Origin of the sequence: Nostoc sp. C117, assembly GCF_043099735.1 — a bacterium.
In the GTDB taxonomy this organism is placed as follows: domain Bacteria; phylum Cyanobacteriota; class Cyanobacteriia; order Cyanobacteriales; family Nostocaceae; genus Nostoc.
The window spans coordinates 133,257-157,058 of the sequence record NZ_CP170989.1 but is presented as its reverse complement, the minus strand read 5'-3'; the positions used below and the strand labels follow the sequence as shown (position 1 = coordinate 157,058).

General features: G+C 40.9%; 9 protein-coding genes. 5 read left to right on the top strand and 4 right to left on the bottom strand.

Going from position 1 to position 23,802, the window contains the following annotated elements; all coding sequences use genetic code 11:
* Window positions 1-20: 20 nt before the first annotated feature.
* The 3 genes from ACFG4S_RS00720 to ACFG4S_RS00710 all read right to left on the bottom strand — a co-directional run bounded on the left by ACFG4S_RS00720 (window position 21) and on the right by ACFG4S_RS00710 (window position 5,621).
* Window positions 21-1,628: an HlyD family efflux transporter periplasmic adaptor subunit gene (locus ACFG4S_RS00720; RefSeq protein WP_392529934.1), complete on the bottom strand. Its 1,608-nt coding sequence runs from the start codon at window positions 1,626-1,628 to the stop codon at window positions 21-23.
* A 98-nt stretch (window positions 1,629-1,726) separates the two neighbouring features.
* A complete protein-coding gene (locus tag ACFG4S_RS00715) occupies window positions 1,727-4,672 on the bottom strand; it encodes a peptidase domain-containing ABC transporter (protein ID WP_392529933.1) in 2,946 nt (981 codons plus the stop codon).
* A 142-nt stretch (window positions 4,673-4,814) separates the two neighbouring features.
* A complete protein-coding gene (locus tag ACFG4S_RS00710) occupies window positions 4,815-5,621 on the bottom strand; it encodes a peptidylprolyl isomerase (RefSeq protein ID WP_392529932.1) in 807 nt (268 codons plus the stop codon).
* A gap of 706 nt (window positions 5,622-6,327) precedes the next feature.
* Between ACFG4S_RS00710 and ACFG4S_RS00705 the strand changes: the two genes are divergently transcribed.
* The 3 genes from ACFG4S_RS00705 to ACFG4S_RS00695 all read left to right on the top strand — a co-directional run bounded on the left by ACFG4S_RS00705 (window position 6,328) and on the right by ACFG4S_RS00695 (window position 21,293).
* Window positions 6,328-7,062 (top strand): hypothetical protein, encoded by a 735-nt coding sequence (locus ACFG4S_RS00705; RefSeq protein ID WP_392529931.1) that lies wholly within the window; start codon window positions 6,328-6,330, stop codon window positions 7,060-7,062.
* 336 nt (window positions 7,063-7,398) lie between these two features.
* Window positions 7,399-21,012, top strand: coding sequence for a choice-of-anchor C family protein (locus ACFG4S_RS00700; RefSeq protein ID WP_392530139.1), 13,614 nt, complete (start codon window positions 7,399-7,401; stop codon window positions 21,010-21,012).
* Window positions 21,013-21,023: 11 nt separating this feature from the next.
* On the top strand, window positions 21,024-21,293 hold the full coding sequence (locus ACFG4S_RS00695; RefSeq protein ID WP_392530138.1) for a hypothetical protein: 270 nt from the start codon (window positions 21,024-21,026) through the stop codon (window positions 21,291-21,293).
* Between the two features lie 303 nt (window positions 21,294-21,596).
* Here ACFG4S_RS00695 and ACFG4S_RS00690 read toward each other — a convergent pair whose 3' ends face one another.
* Window positions 21,597-21,890, bottom strand: coding sequence for a hypothetical protein (locus ACFG4S_RS00690; RefSeq protein ID WP_392530137.1), 294 nt, complete (start codon window positions 21,888-21,890; stop codon window positions 21,597-21,599).
* Between ACFG4S_RS00690 and ACFG4S_RS00685 the strand changes: the two genes are divergently transcribed.
* Together ACFG4S_RS00685 and ACFG4S_RS00680 are read left to right on the top strand one after the other, a co-directional pair.
* Window positions 21,870-23,357, top strand: coding sequence for an IS1380 family transposase (locus ACFG4S_RS00685; protein WP_392530136.1), 1,488 nt, complete (start codon window positions 21,870-21,872; stop codon window positions 23,355-23,357). The two genes, ACFG4S_RS00690 and ACFG4S_RS00685, sit on opposite strands and share 21 nt — an antisense overlap.
* 265 nt (window positions 23,358-23,622) lie before the next feature.
* A complete protein-coding gene (locus ACFG4S_RS00680) occupies window positions 23,623-23,769 on the top strand; it encodes a hypothetical protein (protein ID WP_392530135.1) in 147 nt (48 codons plus the stop codon).
* Window positions 23,770-23,802: the final 33 nt, after the last annotated feature.

Here is a 23,802-nt window from a genome sequence, read left to right as displayed (position 1 = left end):
ATAACTTGCACGTTATTATATTAGCGAACAAACTTAAGGCTTTCGACACTAGAGCTAAACATATCAGTAAAGATACTCATTACAGTCCGTTCTCGTAGTTTAATATTACCACTGACAGACATACCAGATTGAAGAAGTACTTTACGCCCATTAATCGAAATTGATTGTTGATCTAGTCGTACCTTAGCAGGGAATCGGTAAAAAGGATAAATCTGATCGGGTGGCAAGGCATCAGAGCCAATCCATACTAGCTTACCTTTGACATCGCCAAACTCACTAAAAGGAAATGAATCAATTCTGACATCTACTGTCATCCCCTCTTTAACAAAACCAATATCTTTGTTAGTGATGTAAACTTTAGCAATCAGAGCATCATCAGGAACAATTTTGAGAATTGGTTCGCTGGATGTGACTACAAATCCTGGTGTATGTGCCTTAAGTTCAAAAACTGTACCTGAAACAGGGGAATTGATTGACTGATATTGAAGATTCATTTGAGTTTGGCTCAACTGAGAATCATTTTCGGCAATTTTCTTATTATTTTCGACAATGGCTTTAGTAAGCTGAGAATCAATCTCGGAAATTTTTTTGTTATTATCTGCAATTTGGGTGAGCCAATCTTTGCGAGAAATAGCTACAGTTGATTGCAACTTAGCTTGTGCTTGGTTAATAGCAGATTGTAAACGAAATCCTTCTTGGGTAAGCTGGTCAATTTCAGATTGAGCATTTCTAACTTCTTCTTGCTGCTTGAAGTATTGAATTTTGGAAATTGCCCCATCATTCATTAACGGGGTAATATTATCGAGAATTCCCTGATTCATTTTGAGAGTATCTTTTGTGCTAACCAATTTTATTTGGGTTTGGTTGAGTTGACGGCCTAATTGGTCAACTTCCAGTTTTGCAGCAGTGAACCGCGCATCCAATTCTGAAGAAGTGGAGAGGAGGCGTTCTCTTTGTTCGATGTTTAGTCCGCTACTGTCACCTGTACCATCTAGTTGGGCACGATATAATCGGTTTTCTGCAACTAGAGTAGCGCGACTTTTGGTCAGGTCAAGCATTTGATTTGAAACTTTAACATCGGTGGCAGTAACTGTAGCCCCACCTGTCATTTGAGATTGATAAAATTGATTTTCTTGAACTAGAGATGAGCGAATTTTCTTTAAAGAGTCAAGTTGGGCATTAGCAGTAGTGGGGTCAAGGCTGAGAAGATGTTCACCAAGTTTAACCTGCTGTCCATCTTCAACGTAAATTTCTTTAACTACGCCACCAACAGGAGCCTGTATTTCTTTAACCGTACCTGTTGGTTCTAACTTACCACTAGCAGAAACTGCTTCTTCAATTTTGGCGAAGTTTGCCCAAATAATTGTACCAGTTGTAGCAGCTATCAAACCCCAAAGGATAGCGCGTGACCATTTCCGAGATTGCCGGAGAATTACAGGTTGGTCGAATTTAGGAATATAACGTGGGGCAGTATTAGCTGGTTTTGCCTGAATATCAGATGTCTCAGTTGGTAACTGTTCCAATTGGTCAACAGAAGTTATTGCTGGATTTTGAGAACTGCCATTGCCATTGTTTGAGTGTTTGCTATTTCCATTCCCATTATTACTATTGCCATTATTAATACTCATAATTATTTAGCTGTTAGCGATTAGCTTTTTATAAATAGTAGTTAGCGATCAGTTTTAGCTATTGTTAGTTCGTAAAATATATCTTTCTACTTATCCGTTTAAACTTGAGCCTCCTGTTGTTGGTACAGACAGTAATAAAGCCCTGTTAAATCCATGAGTTCTGCATGAGTTCCCTGTTCTGCAATTCGTCCTTGATTCATCATCAAAATCACATCGGCATTTTGAATGGTTCCTAGCCTGTGGGTAATGAAAAATACTGTCCTTCCCTTAAATACTTGGGCTAAATTCAAGCAAACTTGGCGTTCAGTGGCATAGTCAAGTGCGCTGGTAGCTTCATCCAGAATCAACAGTGGTGGGTTTTGTAGTACAGTCCGAGCAATCGCAATTCGTTGTCTTTGTCCCCCTGATAAAGCTGAACCCCTCTCTCCAACACGAGTTTCATAACCTGATGGCAAATTCATGATAAAGTCATGAGCGCAAGCAATCTTAGCAGCCTCCACAATCTCTTCTGGTGTGGCATCAGGCATTGTTAGAGCAATGTTTTCTTGTACCGTGGTATCGAATAACAGAGTGTCTTGTAACACCATGCCGATTTGTTGACGCAGGGAGTAGAGTTCTACCTTATTAATGTCATAGCCATCAATTTTGATGCGACCGGAGTCTAGTTCGTAGAGGCGGGGCAAAAGTTTGGTTAATGTACTTTTACCAGCACCACTTTGACCCACAACTCCAACAAACATACCAGCTTCGATATCAAGATGAACGTTGTTAAGTTGGGGGTTAGGACTTTTGGCGAAGCTGAAAGTAACACTTTCATATTGAACAGCACCAACAATAGCAGGCATGGGGATGTTATTACGTCCAGCAATTTCTGTTTCTTGGGGAGTATCGAGAATATCGGCAAGGCGTTCTAGAGATAAAGCAGTTTCTTGGAAGTTCTGCCACAGTTGAATTAACCTTAACAAAGGACTTGTCACATAACCTGCGATAATACGGAAAGCAATTAACTGTCCCAAAGTTAGTTTTTGCTGCAAGACTAAATATGCACCTACCCATAATAAGAGTAAGCTTGATAGTTTATTGAGGAAGTTGGAAAGGGAACTAGCAGTATTGCTTGTCAGAACATTTTCAAAACTAGCGCTGATATATTTTCCATAGCGAGATTGCCATTGCCAGCGAGAATTCAGTTCAATATTTTGGGCTTTGACAGTTTGAATCCCAGAAACCACTTCAACTAAATACGATTGAGTTTCGGCATTGCGTTCGGCTTTAGTTCTAGTTTGGCTACGAATAATAGGTGCAAATATAAAGGTTAATAAAGCAAATAGCGGTACTGTTGCCAGTGCTACGATGGTTAGCAGCCAGCTATAAAAAATCATTACTACAATATAAATAACAGAGAAAATAGCATCTAGAACAACAGTCAGGGCAGTACCAGTGAGGAAAGAGCGAATATTTTCTAATTCGTTGATCCGGCTGGATATTTCCCCAACAGGGCGCTTCTCAAAATAACGTAGTGGTAACCGTAATAGGTGGTCGATTACTTCCGATCCCAAACTTAAATCGATCCGGTTGGTGGTATCTACAAACAAGTTGGTACGTAGCCAAGTAATAATGCCCTCTACTATAGCCATCGCTATGAGCAGAAAGCCCAGAATGTTGAGAGTATTAATCCCGTTTTGAATAATAACTTTATCAATAATTACTTGAGTAATTAAGGGATTTGCTAGCCCCAATAGTTGAACGAATAAAGAAGCGATAAATACTTCAATTAAAACAGTACGATGTTTTTTAATAGCAGGTAAAAACCAACTTAAACCAAATCGCTTTTGAGGAGTTTCTTTGGTGGGTTGCAACAGAAGTACTTGTCCCTCCTCCCCCCAAGTTTCCACAAAATCGGCTGGCTTTTTACGGACAATTCCTTGTTCTGGGATGGCAAGAACTAATTCCTTGTCCGTGGCTTTGTAAAGAATTGCATAGCTATCTTGCCAGGGAATCAAAACTGGTGTGGGTAGTTTAGAGATTGCGACAGCAGGAACATTCACCAGTTGAGATGTCAACCCCATTAATTCTGCCAAAGCACCACATAATTGAATAGAAGTACTGCCTGTGCGTTGAAAATTGCTGACTAGGGCACGGCGCAAAACATCACGACGAAAGGGCATTCTGTTGTGTTGCGCTAGCATTTGGAAACAGGCAAGAGTACCATCTACAGGGCCACGACCCGATATATGCGGGTATTTAATTCCTTGCCCTGACTCCACTTCTTCTGGTTCTTCTGGGCGCTCTGGAGCGAATGGAGCGTTTGCCCAAATTCCAGTATCTGACAATGAGGCGATGTTAATGTCAGATTCAGGCATCGGGAATGTCGGATCGGTAAAACCAACTAAACGAACTTCTCCAGTAATGTTAGCTCGATCTGAGCCAGGATTTAGGCGATCGCCAATATCATAGTTCGACCCTTTACTGCTAACTAACCACAGTAGGTTAGGGTCTAATTGCTGAAGCGATGTTTTGCCTGGGGGCAAGTTCAGGATTGTGGCTTGTTTTACAGTCGCAATCACAAGTTCTTTAAGATTATCGGGAATTTTGCCCCGGCGTTCTAATTCTGCACCCAACAGGTCAAAAACTTCAACTAAGCTGCAATAGTTACCAAAGGCGTTGGCAATAATAGGTTCGAGTTCTAGTAGACTTAAGAAATCCGAGGCTTTGAGGGTTAGGCAAAGAGTTTCAACTGACGCGATCGCTGTTTCACACGGTACACCACGCAGCAAGCTTGTCCAACCGATGATTTCTCCTGGTTTTAGTAGTTGCAGGGTATCAGGGGCAGAAGCACCAGGGGCATATCCCAATAAACGGGCTTGCCCTTGATAAAGAATGGCTACTCTAGCTGGGAGGGTTTCTCTAACCAAAATTGCTTGCCCCATACGGTAACGCAAAGGTTCAAGTTTTGCTGCAAGGATCTCAACACTGGTTATAGAAAGCTGATTAAATGGGTAGATGCTGGCAAGAAATTCTTGAATCGTGGTAGTGCTTTCTATCATCTTGTTACCAAGGGAGGAGTGAGGGAGTGGGGGAGTGTGGAAATGTGCAATTTTTCAATTTTTGGCGTTGCTGAATCATGGGATAATTTCGCTCAATTTGTCAGAAGTTTTCAATGGTTTCAACCGCTAATTCATCCCGCATTTATACAACGCCCAATTTTTCCCTCCCTCCCTCTCTCCTTCCCTCCGTCACTCCCTCCCTCCCCCCCTCCCTCCCTTCCTCTTCTTCAAGTATGGTCAATTGCGCTTTACTGATTTCTTCGGCTAACCAAGTCTCAAATAAATGATTCAGAAGTGTGGAGCGCATGGCATCATCTAATTGAGCCGGAATTAGTTTTTCTAATCGCACAATCACAAACCACTCATCCAATTTCATCGGCGGCCATAACTGTCCTGGTTGTGAAATGGTCAGTTTTTGTGCTATTGCTGGATGCGGTTGACTTATGGGAACAGGGCCTAACATTCCTCCTGTTTGAGCTTCTGCCCCTTGTGAATATATCGAGGCACAGTCGGCAAATGTTTGTTCCCCGGCTTTGATGCGGAAATACAGTTCTTGGGCAACTTCGGCATCAGATGTGCGAATTAGGGAATAAATTACTTTGTCTAGCTGAGGCTTACATTGCAAAAAATAAGATTCTAGCTTTGTACCCCAAGTTGCTTGCTTTAATTTCTCAATCTTCAGTTCTCGCATGGCAACAGCTTCTAGTTGCTCAAGGCTCATGCTGTAATGTTCTAAGGCTTTTGCCATAGCTTGTGGTGTTGTCAGTTGATTGTTTTGGTAGAATTGCTCAATAACACACTCTCTTTCTGATGGAGTGAGTTCTGTTAGGGAGATCGCTCTTTCAATCACCAATAAACGACACAATTGCGGCAGCATTTGGAAACCAGCCAGTAGATGCACAATTTCTGATTGGGTAATTATCTGGTTGCCAATTCTTAGGTGAGCCATAGGATGCAAGTCATAGCCAAGATAGGAGAATTAAAACAATTCGCAATTCGCACTCTTGCTAACGCCCCGCTCCGCTAACGCAAAGCTAGGCATTCAATTTGTACTGGCCAACAAAAGTCCAGGGAATTAAACTGAACAACTTCCTTAAATAATTTCTCTCTCGCATCATGTATTATACGTTCTAAATATGACAATGATAAGTATACGTATATCGAACCAAAGGATGGCTGTAAAATACTTAGAGATACTTACAAAAACCTTTAATAAGACAAAAGTTCTGTTCTGTAACTAGATCTGGCTCGAATAGTGGATAATGGTCGAACTCTGCTGTAGTCACTAAATTTAAAATATAGAAGATAAATTTATATTTGATTGTTAAGCCCCAATCTCATAAAGTAGCTATTTTGCAAGGATTTCTCTACTTTTAGATAAAAAATAAATTGGGAATGAATTGTCCAGATATATCAGATGCTTTATGAAAAGCATACATTTAATATAGTTAGTACTTAAACAAGCATTGAAACAATTTTAAGCATAAATTCGCTGGTGTAAATCTGAATAACAAGAGTATAAAGTTACAAGTGACCGTAAATAAATGTGTTCAGTATCCAATAAGAGATTATGCGTTAATAGTTTTAACATCTACGTCACAATCAATTGGCGCAAAAACCTTCGGATTTAAATTAACAGTTATTAGGAAAGCATCATGAGCCAAAGCTTAATCACCCAAGAGTTGGGAATTATTATTGCTGCAAAAAATCATAACCCCACGCTCATAATTCCAGATTTTCTTAAATATAGTGGTATAGTTCCGGCAGAATGGGAATTAGCTCGTCAACCAATATCTACCCCTCAGGTTTCTCAAATTGCCTTCACTAACGGTATTCTTATAGTAGCTGAACCGACGCGAGTCATATTTATAGAAGCTATTGAAGGTAAAGCAGTAGCAGAAATCATAGTTGCAGACATTGCTAAAAAATATGTCCAAGCACTACCCAACGTAGAGTACGAAGCTGTAGGTCTTAATCCCAGAAGCTACATAAGTTTTGACCAACAGCAAGATGCAGCCCGTCAGTATATGGCTGAAATGCTACTATCTCCTGGCACTTGGCAAGAAGTTGGGACTGCACCTGTACGAGCGACACTAAACTTAGTTTATACAATGGAGCGCTGCCCATTCTATCTTACCATCAATGAAGCAGCGTTACGGAATCCAGACGAAACTAGCACTCCTATTGTGTTGTTTAATGGCAGTTTTAGCTATGAAGTTAAGAGTGAAACTGCACCAAAACGTCTCAGGACTTTGCATCAAATTATTGATAATTGGCAAGCCGATTTGTCAAGTTATCAAGAAATAATTAAGACAAAATTTCTGAATCAAAGTCCTTCTAATACTTATATTCCAGATATATTTACAAATAATGCTAGTGCCGTAGCTTAATTTTTAAAGCTAGAGGAATTTTTTATTTAACAAAGTATGTTCAGTTTAAGTCCTTAGCAAGACAGGCAGCAGGTTTTATGTCGGGGTTAAATCGCAGTTACTTTTACGTAATTGCTCTCTTCTCTACGAGACGCACTCCCTTTCGGAACAGGTCATAGCAAGAGTGCGAATGGAAAAAAGCGAATTGGAAATGACCCTGAATTCTGTTCGATAAATCGCTAATTTGCTAAAGTTCTAACACTGAGGTTTAATTTCTAGTTAAACTTCAGTTCTTAAGTATCTCAACATAATTTTATTCAGAATTAGAAATAATTTACTATTGGTCAGAGGTTAGTTATGGGCAGTACTGATAACTTGGTCAATAATGGCTCTAGCAGTAATGGTGGGATTTTACCTCTATCCTTACTTGAGAGTGCAACTTTGGGAGCCACATTAGATGACAATTCTGCATTAATCAATCTCCAAAAAGCACTAAATAATTCCAATACTTCTGACCCCATAGCTTCCGAGTTAGAACGCTTAGAAAAAGCTCAAGCTTCTACAGACAATAATAAAAACCAACAGTTACAACAAAGTACTACTAACTCTACCTTAGATACTAATATTGTTCTTCAACAATCATCTAACCAAACACAGAATTTCACAAATAATCTCTTACTCAGCACTAATAATAGTAAAAGCTCTAACAATAGCACAGCAAAGGACTCACTCACAGGTAACACTACAAATAGCTTATTAATCGGTACTAGTGACCAACAATCACTCACTGCTGTTGGAGCATCGTTAAATATAAATAATTCCCAACAAAATTTACTGATAACATCATCTTCTAATTCAGCGCAAACAAACTCCATTCCAGGTGCTGCAAACAATCAGCCTTCTATCCCCAATTTTGCGATTCGCACAGAAGGCACTATTAGCATTAATGGTGATGGCGATTTTGATGGCAATCCATTGGATTTGAGTGATGATGCCCGAATTTATGCTACCAAGGGATTTGTCATGAATGGCAATCTTCAATTGCCCGTTCAAAGAGATACCGCAGGTAATCCGATAAAAGACAGCTATGGCAAACTTGTATTGGTAGATAAAGCTGTAGCAGTTGCCGCCGGTTACACTACAAGTATTGCTAATGGTTCTGGTAATAAATATTCTGGCTTAGTTCCACCCCCTGTAGTCGCACAGCAAACAGTATTTGTACCCGCTTATACAGATATTAAACAACTCGAACTTAATCGCCGAATTCCCACTGGCACACCAACTGTTACTTTTAATATTTCTCAAAACCCACTCAATACTAGTAGCGATTGGTCGAAAAAGTTTCCCCCTCCTGGTACAGTAAATAATCCTACTGTTGTTAGAGTTATTGGAGGAGGGTTAAATATTCCCGCTAATGTCAACTTAAGTAATTATGTAATTACTGTTGAGCAGGGAGATATCAACTTGAACGGCAGCAATTGTAATTTTAGTAATGTTGCTTTAGTTACTAATAATGGCAATATTAATCTCGCAAATATACTCTCCCGTGATTTGTCTGTATTTGCTAGTGGCTCAATAAACATGAACGGTGGGGCGAGATTTGCTGGTAACTCAATGTTTGCCAACGCTAGTAGTAGTGGTAATATCATCTTCAATGGTGCTACAGCTAGTACAAATACCACCGATAGCCTCAAGGTCTTTTCCCAAGGTGATATTATTTATAACGGCGCATCTGACACTCGGGGATTGTTTTTGAGTGTTAAAAACTTTACTTTTAATGGCATTTCCACCTTGTATGGTTCGATTAGTGCCAAAGGAAATATCATCTTCAATGGCAAAGCCACTGTAATTGCCGTTGCTGATTTGATGCCAGATATTACACCACCTGTAATCGCTGCCACCTTAGTTCGTGATACTGCACCTTTTGGACAAAGTAATCAAGATTTTATTACTTTTGATCCCACAATTACTGGAACAGTTACTGACAACAATCCCATAGTTGAGTTTCGTGCTGGCTTTAATAGTACGCCATCTGCCAACTTCACAAATGTGATGCAAGGGCGCAATAGTGATGGCAGCTTTAGCTTTACCCGTTCTCAACTGGAAACTATCAAGGGTGGTACGCTGAGTGATGGCACTTACACTTTGCATTTACAAGCTAAAGATTTATACGGAAATCTTTCCAACACCTTTGATATTCAATTCACTCTTGATACTATTACCCCTTCTCCAAGTAATTTAGACCTCTTGGCTACTGACGATAGTGGCACTAGTAATACTGACAACATCACTAATAAAACTACACCGCATATTACAGGTAATGCTGAAATCGGGGCAGTTGTTCAACTTTTCAATAATGGGCAAACTATTGGTCAAGCAACAGCCAATAATGCAGGTGTATGGCAAATTGTTACTAGTCCTTTAACAGACGGAGTTTATAATTTAACTGCAAAAGCCAATGACATTGCTGGTAATGTCAGCAATCTCAGTGCTGCACTCAATATCACTATCGACAGCGCATTACCTCAAATCAAGCTCAATACCCCTGTTGATACCGCACCTTTGACACCAGGAGCTAAATTAACTGGTAGTGTTGATGGTACTGGCTCGGCTGTAACTGCACTCAGTTATCACTTTGATAACTTAGCGTCAGTTACAGTACCATTTAATGCTACAGGAGCATTTGACCAATCTTTAGACTTGACTGGACTTGCTAATGGAGCGCATACACTAACTATTACCGCTACTGATACGGCAGGTAATATTAAAACTACTCCATATCATGTCACAGTCGTTATCGATCAAACTGCACCTGTGATTAGTGCTTCTTTACTACATGATACTGCTCCTAATGGACAAACTAATAGCGATCGCATTACCTTTAACCCCACAATTACTGGAACTGTCATCGATGCTAGCCGTGTAGTTGAGTTCAAAGCTGGTTTTGATAATACACTTGCAGGTAATTTCACCAATGTCACTGCTTTTCGCAACGCTGATGGCAGCTTTACTTTTGAAAAGACTGCCTTAGAAACTATTTACGGTGGTACGTTACCTGATGGTTTCCACACAATGCATTTGCAAGCAGTGGACGAATTTCACAACACATCTAATATTTTTGACTTTTCGTTCACTTTTGACAGCACTACATCAGAACCTATTTTTAACCTCAATGCTGTATCTGACTCTGGTGTAGTTGGTGATTTACACACGAAATTTGATACCGTAACCTTAACAGGTCTTGCTGAAGCCAATTCTACTGTAGTCTTAGAACAAACTGGTGCGGTAACAACTTCAGACAACAATGGACAATTTACCTTTGCCCACGTCTTGTTAGCAATCGGGGATAATTCCTTGATTGCACGTTCAACTGATATTGCTGGTAATCAAAATACTTTCTCCACCAGCATCTACCGTTTCAGTCCGCCTACAGCAATCAACTTAACAGGCAACACAGTTGCAGAAAACAGTTCTACTGGAATAGTCATTGGTCAATTAACTAGTACTGACCCTGACGCTGGTGATACCCACACTTATATTTTAGAAGATAATGCTAATGGGCGTTTCCGCATTGTTGGCAATCAATTGCAAGTCGCTGATGGTAAATTACTCAATTTTGAAAGTGGTACTCAGCACTCTGTTACAGTTACCAGTACTGATGCTAGTGGCTTAAGCTTAACCCAAGTTTTTGCGATCGCTGTAAAGAATGTTAATGAAGCTCCCAGCTTTACCAGCACACCTATTTCCATTGCTGACTCAGGCAGTCTTTATACTTACAATATTATTGCTGCTGACCCCGATGCCGGAGATAGTTTAAGATTCACTACAGATAATCTTCCAAGTTGGCTAACTTTAGTTGATAACCTTGATGGGACAGCAACTTTACGTGGTACACCAAAAAATTTCCTAGATAATATCAACAGTAAGATCCATTTGAAAGTCACAGATGCTAGTGGGCTAACGGCGATTCAAGATTTTACTATTGCACCTACTACTTCTTTTACTGAAAACAACAATTTTGCAGTCTCCCGTTCTCTATCTCTAACAATTCCAGCTACACCTTCTTATCTCAGTTTCAAGATTAATCCTCAGTTTGACACCACTGCCCTCAATTCAATTAATGATGCAATTGATGTGGCGTTAGTCGATGCTAATGGCAATTCTTTAGTTCACACTGTTGCAAGTGGGCGCGATGCTTTCTTTAACTGGACTGAGGGTGAGTCTACTGCTTTGGGTGTGGGTACGAGTTATGATGCTGCAACTGGTACTGTTTCCTTGAATCTGACTGGTATTACTCCAGGTACTAATGCCCAGTTGGTGTTCCGCTTGGTAAATGATGATGGCGATGTTACTACTAGTGTGCGGATTACGGATTTTGCTTTAACGAAGGCACCTGATGGCACACAGGCTCCTGTACAAACAGATTTTGACAAGCCAATAAGCCAGACTACAGCACCTAATTTTAATTTGTTGACGGATGTCGGGAGCAGTATAAGTACTGAATATCACCGCACCAGCTTCAATGCAGATACTCACCTTCTGTATGCAGACATCGCTTTCCGTAACATCGGCTCTTACAGCGTAGATTCTCCCCTAATTGTTGCTGTCAATCATCTCAGTGACCCCACGGTGTTAGTTCGCAATCCTGATGGTTTTACACCTGATGGTATACCTTACTATGATTTCAGTAAGTTGGTTGGCGATACCAAGTTTGACCCAAATGAGTTAACTCCTACGCGAACTTTTGTATTCTACAACCCTCAAGGGGTGCAATTTACTTATGACCTAACGGTGCTGGCTCAGTTAAATACTGCACCTGTGATTCAAACTCAAGCAAATAAAGAAGTTATTGGCGGTCATAATTACACCTATGATGTTGATGCCACAGACCCGAATGGTGATTCTCTCACATATAAACTACTGGTTGCGCCTGATGGTATGACCATTGACCAAGCTACTGGTTTAATCAGTTGGAATACTGTAACTAGTAACATTGGCAATTCTTCAGTTCTTGTGGAAGTCGGCGATGGTCACGGCGGTGTAGCACAACAACAGTACAGTTTGTCGGTAATTGATGCTCCACCAAATCGTCCACCTCTTTTTACTTCCACCCCGCTGGTCGATGCAGCGATTAATACCAATTATACTTATCAGGCACTTGCCAAAGATGCCGATAATGACTCATTGAGCTTTTCACTACTGAGTGCGCCACAGGGGATGACAGTAGACGCGAACACTGGAGTACTGAGTTGGACTCCAACTGGTTTGCAGTTAGGGACTTATAATGTGACCCTAGCTGTGGCAGATACAAAAGGTGGAACGGCGCAGCAAACCTTTAAAGTGCAAACACAAGCACAAGCTGGAAATCATGCTCCGATTATTATCAGCGATCCAATTACTACTGCCTATACTTCTCAAATTTATACCTATGAAGTCAAAGCAATTGATCCCGATAATGACTCACTAACTTATACCTTAGTAAAACCTGTCAGTGGCATGACAATTGATGCTAACACAGGAAAAATTACCTGGAATACACCTGTAGCTGGTCAGCAAGATTTAACAGTACAAGTGCAGGATAGTCGTGGTGGAGTAGATATTCAAAAATTTGTTTTACAGACCAGCACAGGAACCAGTCCTAGCGAAATTAGAGGTACTATCTGGGAAGATTTAAACAGTGACCGTGTTATAGATTCTGGCGAAAGAGTATTGTCTGGAGTTCAAGTTTATCTCGATCTAAATAAAAATGGATTATTTGATAATAACGAGATTACTACAAGTACTAATGAGCAAGGTGAGTATAAATTTACAAATTTGAGTACTGGTACTTATGTTGTTAGAGAAGTTTTGCCAAATGGATTTACATACACTTTCCCAGAACCAACTCCTGTTTTTAGTTCAAATTTACTCCAAAATGGCAGTTTTGAACAGGGACCTGAAATAAGTGGATGGATGCCTGTTTATGCAGGTTCAACAGTAATTCCTTATTGGAACGTCAAATTATACAGTGTTGACTACTGTACAATAGGACTTTGGCAAGCTTCTGATGGTCGGGTAAGTATTGACCTTGATGGTTCGCCAGGTCCAGGAGGAATTACACAATTCATCAGCACAATCCCAGGACAAAATTATTTAGTAACTTTTGATCTGTCTGCTCATGGATTTCTTTCAGCTGGTACAACTAGAAATATGACAGTATTAGCAGGAGGACAATCGGCCACATTCGTGGGTATTGCAGGTGGCTCTACTAGAGATATGCAATATAAACCTCAACAGTGGCAATTTACTGCTAACTCCACAGTCACAGAAATTGGTTTTTACTCTTATGGTGGCGACTCTTTTGGAGCAGTACTTGATAATGTGGTAGTGCGTCAAATTATTGATACTAAAGATTATAGCTATGTTGTTTCTCTTGCTACAGGAGAGATTGCTGACGACAAAAATTTTGGAAATAAGCCATTACAGACTAATCCAGTCAACAATTCTCCAATCTTCACAACTATCAATTCATTAACTAGTGCCACTGTAGGAGAAGTCTGGCGCTATAAGGCTAAAGCAGACGATCCTGATTTAGATACTTTAACCTATGACCTATTAATTGCACCAGACGGTATGACGGTAGATACCCATACTGGTTTAATTGTATGGAATCCAACTCTTGCTCAACTTCAAGCTAATAACAGTCTTTACCTGGATTCAGGTGTTTACAACATTCTCTTACGAGTTCAAGATAACCACGGTGGATCTGATCTGCAATCTTTTAAAGTGGGTCTCAAAGCTGCTAATACACCTCCAATATTTATTAGTAATGCTCCAACAAGCCCAGCTGTAGTTAATCAACCCTTCCAGTTTCAGCTTCAAGCTCAAGATGCTCAAGATAATTCTATTTCTTATAGTTTAAATACTGCTCCTGCAAACGCTGTAATTGACTCCATAACCGGTTTAGTAAATTGGACACCTCAAGCAGATCAGATCGGAAGCAGTCCAATGTTTATCGTTACTGCTAATGATGGGCATGGAGGAACAACAACTCAGTCATTTCATATTCAAGTGCTTGCCAATGCACCATCTAATAATTCTCCAATCATTACCTCTGTACCTCGCACTACCATTGCTTTAGGACAACCTTATTTATATCGTATCCTTGCAAGCGACCCCAATTTCGACCCCCTAACTATCACTCTGGAAACTGCTCCCCAGGGTATGACCATTGACGCACAGGGCCGAATTATATGGCAACCGACAGCAATGCAACTTGGTTCTAACTCTGTCAGTATTAAAGTTAGTGATGGTCGAGGTGGAGTCGTCATTCAAGCTTTCAATATTGATGTTGTCAGTTCCACTATTCGCACTAACAATGCACCAAGTATCACTTCCACTCCTAACCTGATTACCAATTTAGAGCGCACTTACGAATACAATCTTTCTGGTACTGACTCCGATGGCGATTTGCTGCTGTGGAGTTTGGATAATGCACCAGCAGGTATGGTCATTGATGCCCAATCTGGAGCATTGCGCTGGCAACCACAAAAAGACCAAATTGGTGAACATAAGGTTGTAGTGCGACTTACTGATGCTTATGGTCTTGATGTCGCTCAAGAATTTACACTTCATGTTACTGGAGTCAACACGCCTTCTGCAATTGTCTCCAATCCCATAACCAGAGCCGCCCAAAATCAGCTTTACAGCTACACTGTTGTTGCCACCGATCCAGAAAACGACCCCCTTACCTTCAGCTTAGGTCGTAAACCTGCGGGGATGACGATTGATGACAATGGGGTAATTCGCTGGACACCCCAAGCGTCGCAAATTGGTTCTCAACAAGTTGAAGTCTTTGCACGCGACGCTCAAGGTGCTGTAACCACTCAAACTTACACCGTTGAGGTTGGTGCAACCGCTATCAACACTGCCCCAAGTATCACCTCTACTCCCGTATACTTAGCCGCAGTTGGTAGTCCTTACAGTTATCAAGTCGTTGCTACTGACCCGGATGCTGGCGATCGCCTGACTTATCAACTCCTGTCTGTGCCTCCGGGTGTGACTGGTATGACCATTGACCCTAATACTGGGTTACTTACTTGGGCTAACCCTGTCGTTGGTAACTACAAGATAGTTGTGGGAGCGGTGGACGGTGCTGGTTTGGGCGCGGCACAGGGCTTTACACTGACTGCACGAGTTAATAATGCTCCGGTGATTCGCTCTACACCTGTGCTAACAGCAACCCCTGGCAGTACTTACAGTTATGATGTAATCGCCAGCGATGTAGATGGCGATCGCTTATCTTATACCCTAGATCAGGCATCCCGTAATTTAGGGATGACGCTGGATACTCTCGGCAGACTGCGCTGGACACCGACTGCTGGCAATCTTGGCAGTCACACAGTTGTCATTACAGTCAACGACGGCAATGGCAGTACTGGCCAGCAACAGTATAATCTGTCGGTGGCTGCTGACAGTGTGGCACCAAAAGTCAGGCTGATTGCCAACTACGACTCAGTTAACCTTGGCGAGTCGATAACGTTCCAGGCACGAGCGACTGACAATATCAAGGTGGCAGGCTTACAATTGCTGATCAACGGTACTGCGGTAGTGCTGGATAGCAATGGCATGGCACGGTTCACGCCTACCCAAGCCGGAACCATTATTGCCAAAGCAATAGCTACAGATGTGGCTGGTAATGTGGGGCAAGCAACTTTTGATGTAGCAGTAATTGATACCAGTGATGTTAGCGCACCTGATGTCAGCCTGAACTTGGGTGCGATCGCTAACGGTACAGTTACAGGGGCAGCTGATATTAAAGGCACGGTCAGCGATGATAACCTGGACTACTACCGCCTGCTGGTTGCGCCTATTGGCAGTAGCGATTTCAGAGAGATTTTCCGAGGCACAAGCACTGTTAATAATGATGTACTGGGCAAGTTCGATCCATCACTGCTGGAAAATGACAGCTATACCTTGCGGCTGGAAGCTCATGATAAGGGCGGAAATGTCAGCTTTGTGGAAGATACGGTTAATGTGTCTGGTGAATTGAAGCTCGGTAACTTTAGGCTGTCGTTTACTGATTTGTCGATTCCTGTTACTGGTATCCCCATTACACTGACACGCACGTATGACACGCTAACATCAAGTACTACTGATGATTTCGGCTACGGCTGGCGGATGGAGTTTAGGGACACGGATTTGCGGACTTCTGTCGGCAAACCCAGTGGAGAAGTTGCGGAACTTGGGGGGCAAAATCCGTTCAAAGATGGTACAAAAGTATACATTACTTTGCCTGGCGGAAAACGGGAAGGGTTTACTTTTAAGCCCCAGTTAGACCCACTTTCTCAGTATTTAAGGGGCGCTGGTAGTGTTGATTCTGACCCGAATATATATCGTCCCTCGTTTGTGGGTGATGCTGGCGTAACCGATACCCTCACGGTGCAAAACACCCGCATTATTCATGGCGCTGGTACTAATCAGTACTACGGTCTAGCTGGCAGTGGTTATAATCCTGCTGACACTTATTATGGCGGTGTGTATGTTTTAACAACGAAAGAGGGGATCGTTTATCAAATTGATGCGGCTACGGGGGATCTGCTCACTGTCACGGATACTAATGGGAACACGTTAACCTATACAGATGCGGATATAACTAGCTCGACTGGGCAGAAAATTACCTTTGGCAGAGACGCGCAGGGCAGAATTGCTACTGTTACCGATCCGGCAGGTAAGCAAATTCGGTACGAGTATGACGCTCAGGGCGATTTGGTGTCCGTCACTGACCGAGAGAACAACACCACACGCATGGAGTATGACCAAGAGCGTAAGCACTACCTCGACAAAATCATCGATCCCTTGGGCAAAACTGGTGTCAGAAACGAGTACGGTGATGATGGACGCTTGAAGAAGATGGTTGATGCCGCAGGTGCATCAGTACAGTTAGCTTATGATCCCAGTCACTCCACTGAAACGATAACTGACGCGCTGGGTCATCCTACCACTTATGAATATGACGAGCGGGGGAATGTAGTCACTGAGATTGACGCACTAGGTGGCATCATCACTCGCTCTTATGACCAAGACAATAATTTGCTCAAAAAAGTAGACGCAGATGGCGTTTCCACAACTTATACTTATGACGATAAAGGAAATCCTTTAACAATAACGGATCAAGACGGGAATGTTACCCACATTACATATAACCAGTATGGCGAAACGCTTAATATCATCTCGCCTAGAGGGTTAACAGTTTCATCAACTTATGACAAACATGGTAATTTGCTGTCTAGAACCAACACAGACGGACAAACTACAACCTTTAGCTATGACGGTTTTGGTAGATTAATCAAACAAACAGCACCCGACAATGAAGTATCAACATATACTTATGATGACTTCGGGAATCCCATAGTCTTTACCGATAGTCGTGGCAACCAAGCTATTGCTACTTATGACCTCAATGGCAAAGTCAAAACTCTGTCAATGGTTTTCCCCCAAGAGAACCAAACTTTAAATACCAGCTACACTTACGACAACCAAGGACGTACCACTTCCATAACAGATCCTCAAGGAAATGTTACTACAACCGAATATGACGCTAAGGGCAATGTGATTGCCACTACAGATATTAAAGGCAATCGGACTCAGTATTTTTATGACGACAAAGGGCAGCAGATTAAAGTTATCCTGCCCGACAATACCCCTAATAACCCAGATGATAACCCTGTAGTTTTAACTGAATACGATGCTGCCGGAAGAGTTATTTCCCAAACATCAGCCACAAAACTGAAAACTCGCTATGTTTATGACGAATTAGGCAGATTGACTGATACTATCTTGCCCGATCTCACTCCTAATAATCCAGATGATAATCCGAGGGAGAAGATAGAATACACCGCAGCCGATCGCGTTCAAGCTAAGATTGATATTTTTGGCACTCGTACAGAATACACCTATGATAATTTAGGTCGAGTCAGTCGAGAAAGAGATTTCTTCGGCAACAGTACTGGAAATGACACCACTTATACTTACAATGCCGACGGACAAGTTACTTCAGTTACAGATGCCAGAAATCGCACAACTCTGATTGGTATTGATGATAAAGGCAGACCGAGCGTAACTACTTACTTTGATGGCACGACATCCAAAGTTACCTATGACGCTTTAGGACGCACCAAGTCGGAAACTAATCAGCTTGGACAGACCACCAGCTACGATTATGACGTTTTTGGCAAAGTCGCGGCAATAACTAATCCACTCAATCAACAAACTCAGTTTACTTATAACAGTCGCGGTAGTCTCGTTAAAGTTACTGATGCATTAAACCATTCAACTGGGTACGAATACGACCAATACAATCGTAAGACCGCAGTTATTAATGCTAATGGCGATCGCACTGAAACTACTTATGACCAGTACGGGCAAGTTGCGGCGATAAAAGATGGCAATCAGCATATCACCCAGTACTCTTATAATAATCTGGGTGCGCTAACTTCAGTTAAATTAGCCAATCAAGCTACCACCAATTACACCTATGACAACTTAGGTAGACTAACGCAGTTTGAAGATGCTAATCACAATAAAACTACATATCAATATGATGCTTTCAATCGTCAAGTTGCGACAAATCCGCCTCTAGGACAGGACTCTGCCACTACTTTCAACAATTTCGGACAAGTAGCCAACACTAAAGATTTTAATGGCGATGTCATTAATTATGCTTATGACCAGTATGGACGACTAGCAAATAAGTCATTCTCTAATCCTCTGGTTGCTACAGTTAGTTATACTTATGACCCCGTTACTTTTCAAGTGAAAACTGTAACTGATGGTCGAGGAGTTACTACATACAGTTTTGATAGTTATGACAGGGTGAATTTGATTTCTAATCCCGATGGTCAGACGGTTGGTTACACTTATGATGTTTTGGGTAATCTCAAGACTTTAACAACTAGTGCTAGCACGGTTAATTATTCCTACGATCGGCTGAATAGATTAGATACGGTTACATCGGGTGGGCAGTTGGCGAAGTACGGCTATGATGCGGTAGGGAATCTAATTAGTACTTCTTTAGCCGATGGTACAACCCAAACCCAGCAGTATGACGCGAGTAATAGACTCAAGTCAATTGAAACTCGTGACGCTTTCGGCAGGGTTTTATCTAGTTATGCTTATACCCTTGATGGGGTGGGCAATCGCACTCAAGTAATAGAGGATACTGGTAGAACTGTTAACTACACTTACGATGAAGTCAATCAATTAAAGCTGGAGTCTATTACCGATCCAACTCTGGGGAATCGAACTATTGGCTATGATTACGATCTGGTGGGAAATCGCTTAAAGCGTAATGATTCTGATCCCAGCAGTGGATTAACGACCTATGTTTATGACAAGAATAATCGACTGATTTCGGAGACATCTGGAACTAAGGTCACTCAATATACCTATGACAATAATGGTTCCATGTTAACTTCTGATGATGGAACTAACTCTGTTGTTTACCAATGGATTAATGATGGCGAAAATCGATTAATTGGGGTAACTACAACTAATGCTAGTGATTCTTCTCAAAGTAAATATTTCTATGATGCTAGCGGTAATAGAGTAGCAAGTATTACGGATGGCGTAAGGAAGAATTATCTCGTCGATCCTAGAGGTTATTCTAAGGTTCTGCAAGAGTATGATGCCAATGGACAAATTCTGACGAAGTATTTCTATGGTTTGGGTTTAATTAAGTCTGAGAGTGGCAGTGATGAGAGATTCTATCATTCTGATGGTTTGGGTTCCACTCGGTTGTTGACTGATGGAACTGGTCAGGTTACAGATAGATATGTCTACGATGCTTTTGGGCGGTTAATCGCTCATGCTGGGGGTTCGGGTAATGCTTATCAATTTGCGGGTGAGCAGAGAGATAGTACTGGGTTGGATTATCTCAGAGCTAGATATTATAACTCGGATTTAGGCAGGTTTATCTCAAAGGATGCTTTTGCTGGACATTTGGCTAGTCCGATTAGTGAAAATGCTTATGTCTATGCCAATGCTAATCCTGTTAATTTTACTGACCCCTCTGGATATGAATCTTTGGGAGAACTCTCTGCTGCTGAATCGATTAATAGTTTCCTCAGTAGTCTTAGTCAAACAGTAATAACAGGGGCTTTGTTTGGAGCAGCTTTTAGTGTGGTTCACCAAGACCTTGAAATTATTGAGGGTACTAGAGATGAACTCTCATTCGATGAAGTTTTACAAAGTACTTATCAAGGTGCTATTTTAGGCCCTTTGTTTACTGCATTTCCTGCTGCGGGTGTAGTGTTTGCTGTGAATGGTATCAAGACTGGTATTGAGGAAATTAATGCTGGGCATGGATTAACTGGTGCTTTTGATATTGCTGCTTCCATATCTCCTTTCCTTTTTAAAGAAGGTAAAGATTTCAGCGAAAACCCATTTAACCAAATCTCGAATATTTTAGCTAAAAATAATATAAAAATTCAACTGTTTGAAGGTTCTCCTTCAGATGTACAATATGCTGTACGAAGGGTGAATTTCTCTGGTGGTAGTGAACCATTATATACTCTTGAAATTTTTGGGAAAGCTGCACTAGAGAATCCTATTTCAAGAAGAGCTATTGAAGTTATAGGTATCAACTCTTACACAATAGAGATTGATGCATCACCCAGTCGGTATGATGGATTAATCGATCATAATAGTAAAACAGTGAGCATATTTGACCAAAACAACCCTTCATTACAGGAGGCTTTATCAACTTTAGTTCATGAAGGTACACATATGGAAAGAACTTCAGCAGGCTATAAAAGCTCTCAATATGAAGAATATTTAGCATTCAGACGTGAAGCCTTGTTTAATAATAGTGGTGATACATACTTTGCAAGGAGACCTTCTTTAGCAGAGAGAAAAGCTTTATGGAAGTATATTAAAAATGAATCTGAGTACAAGGATTTAGATGAAGGAACAGATCCATTTAATCGATTCTAAGGTTTATAGTCATGGATAAGTCTTTTGTATATGTACGTGGAAGCAATATCTCAGAGGTAGTTGATATGCACTCTCAAGGAGTCAAGATTCTCTGCCCCGTATGCATGTCTGAACTTCTAATAATTCCTGATGGAGATATGGCTTCAAAGCATCATATGGCTCCAGGAGTGTATTGTCCAGTTAGCAAGCAACATGTTCATATAAAACTATTTTTATCACGAAAGAATGTTTGGAAAAGAGTGAAAGAGATTATGCAAGAAGAACTTGATGCAAAAGATTAACCAGAGCAAACGCCAAGGCAAATGCATCTAAATTTTGACAAAGTGGTATGAATAAACTAGAAGACGGGTCAGGTGAGGAATTGTGCTTGGCGGGCACCAGGAGGAAATGATGACGCTTTGTACCGATTGAGCAAGGGACTTCCAGGAAATGGAAAGTGCAGACTTTTCATGTGTCTTTGGGTAGGGCGTTGGCAACCTTTGCCCTATTCAGTTTGCGGGTGAGCAGAGAGATAATACTGGCTTGGATTATCTCAGAGCCAGATATTATCTAGTGTGGTAAAATTCACTAGAGAAAACGACTCTCTAGATTAGCCAAGTAAGCCTTGGGGTCTCTGCGAAATCGATACTGTTCAACTCTGGCTTTGTGGTGTTTTTGCAGTTGAGAGCGTAATTCGAGCCAATGCAATCTCGAATTACCCATAATACCTCATGTCCAATTTCTGGCTGCATTCCATCAATCGCTAATATAACCCGTCCTTGATTAGCCACTATTCCCGGATTTCTCACCAAGATTGAAAGAAGAGGGTCAAAAACTGCCAAAATGTATGTTGCAAAAGAATTCCAGCAGCTTAAAGCATGACCCCAAGTAAAAATCATTCTATACCGGAACAGTTCATATTTGGACAAGCAAAGTCATGTCCAGTAGTAGTTAATTTCAAGGGTGAGCCTGTAACATCGGATGCAGGATTAGCATTAATTGCGGAACTAGACAGAAAAAGAAAAATAACATCACGATTGGCAGGATGTTTCAAAGATTACAGAGACTCAAATAAAGTTTTACATCCAGTTCATAACTTAATAGCACAAAGGATATATGGCTTAATCATGGGGTATGAGGATATAAATGACCATGAAACCCTACGTCACGACCCAATATTCGCACTCGCGGTAGGAAACGTTATTAACTCAGAACAAGAATTAACCACTTTGGCAGGAAAAAGTACCCTAAATCGTCTCGAACATTGTCCAGAAAATGTATATTCGAGAGAAAATAGTCGGTATCACCGTATTGAGTATGACGCTCTGGCGATAGAAACACTTTTAGTTGAGCTATTTTTAGAATCTTATAAGAAGCCACCGCGACAGATAATAATAGATTTAGATGTGACGGATGATTTAGTACATGGCGATCAAGAAGAAACATTCTTTAATCCCTATTACAGGGGATATTGTTATGCTCCACTTTATCTTTTCTGCGGTAAACAAATACTAGCAGCAAAGCTTCGTGCATCGAACTTAGACCCAGCAGCATGGGGGTTAGAAGAATTACAAAGAGTAATAAAAATAATACGTTCACGATGGAAAAATGTCAAAATTATTATTCGTGGAGATAGTGCTTATTGCAGAGAAGAGATAATGGCTTGGTGTGAGTCTGAGAGTGATATAGATTATGTGTTGGGAGTTCCGGAAAACCCTCGTTTACTCCAACTATCGCAATCAATAAAGTATCGTGCATCCCAAGAATATTGGAGAAAAATTCAACCTATAGTCGAGTTTTTTGAAAGCTTATTTCCTGGAACACCTGATTTAAAAAAAGATGCAGCAGAATTTGTTGATAACTCAGTGTGGTATTGTTCTCTGGACTATCAAACATTAGATAGTTGGAGCCGTAGCCGTCGTGTTGTAGCCAAGGTAGATTATGGCAATGAAGAAGTCAAGACTCGCTTTGTTGTGACTTCGCTCCCTGTTAAGAAGATTCCTCCAGGACAACTTTATACTCAAAAATACTGCCCACGAGGCAACATGGAAAATTGCCTTAAAGAACAAAAGTTAGATTTACAAAGTGATAGAACAAGTACACATACATTTGCTGGAAATCAATTACGTTTATGGTTTACAGCTATTGCCTACATTTTAATGAATTTCATGCGAGAGAAATGTTTAGTCAATACAGAATTCAAGAATGCAACGATTGGAACTATACGCACAAAAATATTAAAGCTAGGGGCTGTTATTGCGATTAGCAAAAGACGAGTTTTAATCGAAATTAGTCGTGCTTGTCCTTACAAGGAAATTTTGGCGACAATTTATGAGCTTTTATCTCGACTTCCTTGCCCTGGATAATGAGAAAATTGGTTTTATAAGTAATGGCTAATTCTGGTTTTAAATAACTATTTTCGGGGTGATTTTGATTAATTTAACCTAACAATTTGTCATATCAATTTTTATCACTATTTTTTGTGCTTAAGTATATTTTGTGTCAAAGGTATTTTATATATCTTTTTTACTTCGGTTTTTACTGCTAAATATTTTTAATCGGCGGTGAATTCAACAATGTGTCAATTAATTTATCCTAAATCTGGCTAATCCAGGTGTTTTTTTCTCCCTCGTGAGAAATCCGGGTAACGATACTTATGAACGTTGGGCTAGTAATGCTGTGACTGCACCTGCATTACCTCCAGTTTCAGAAACAGAAGCCAGGGCATCATTGCAAGCTCAGAATCAAGCAGTTTTACCACAGGGTTTGAAGCGGTAATTAGGCATTAGAAAGGCGATTCACCTTTGAGTC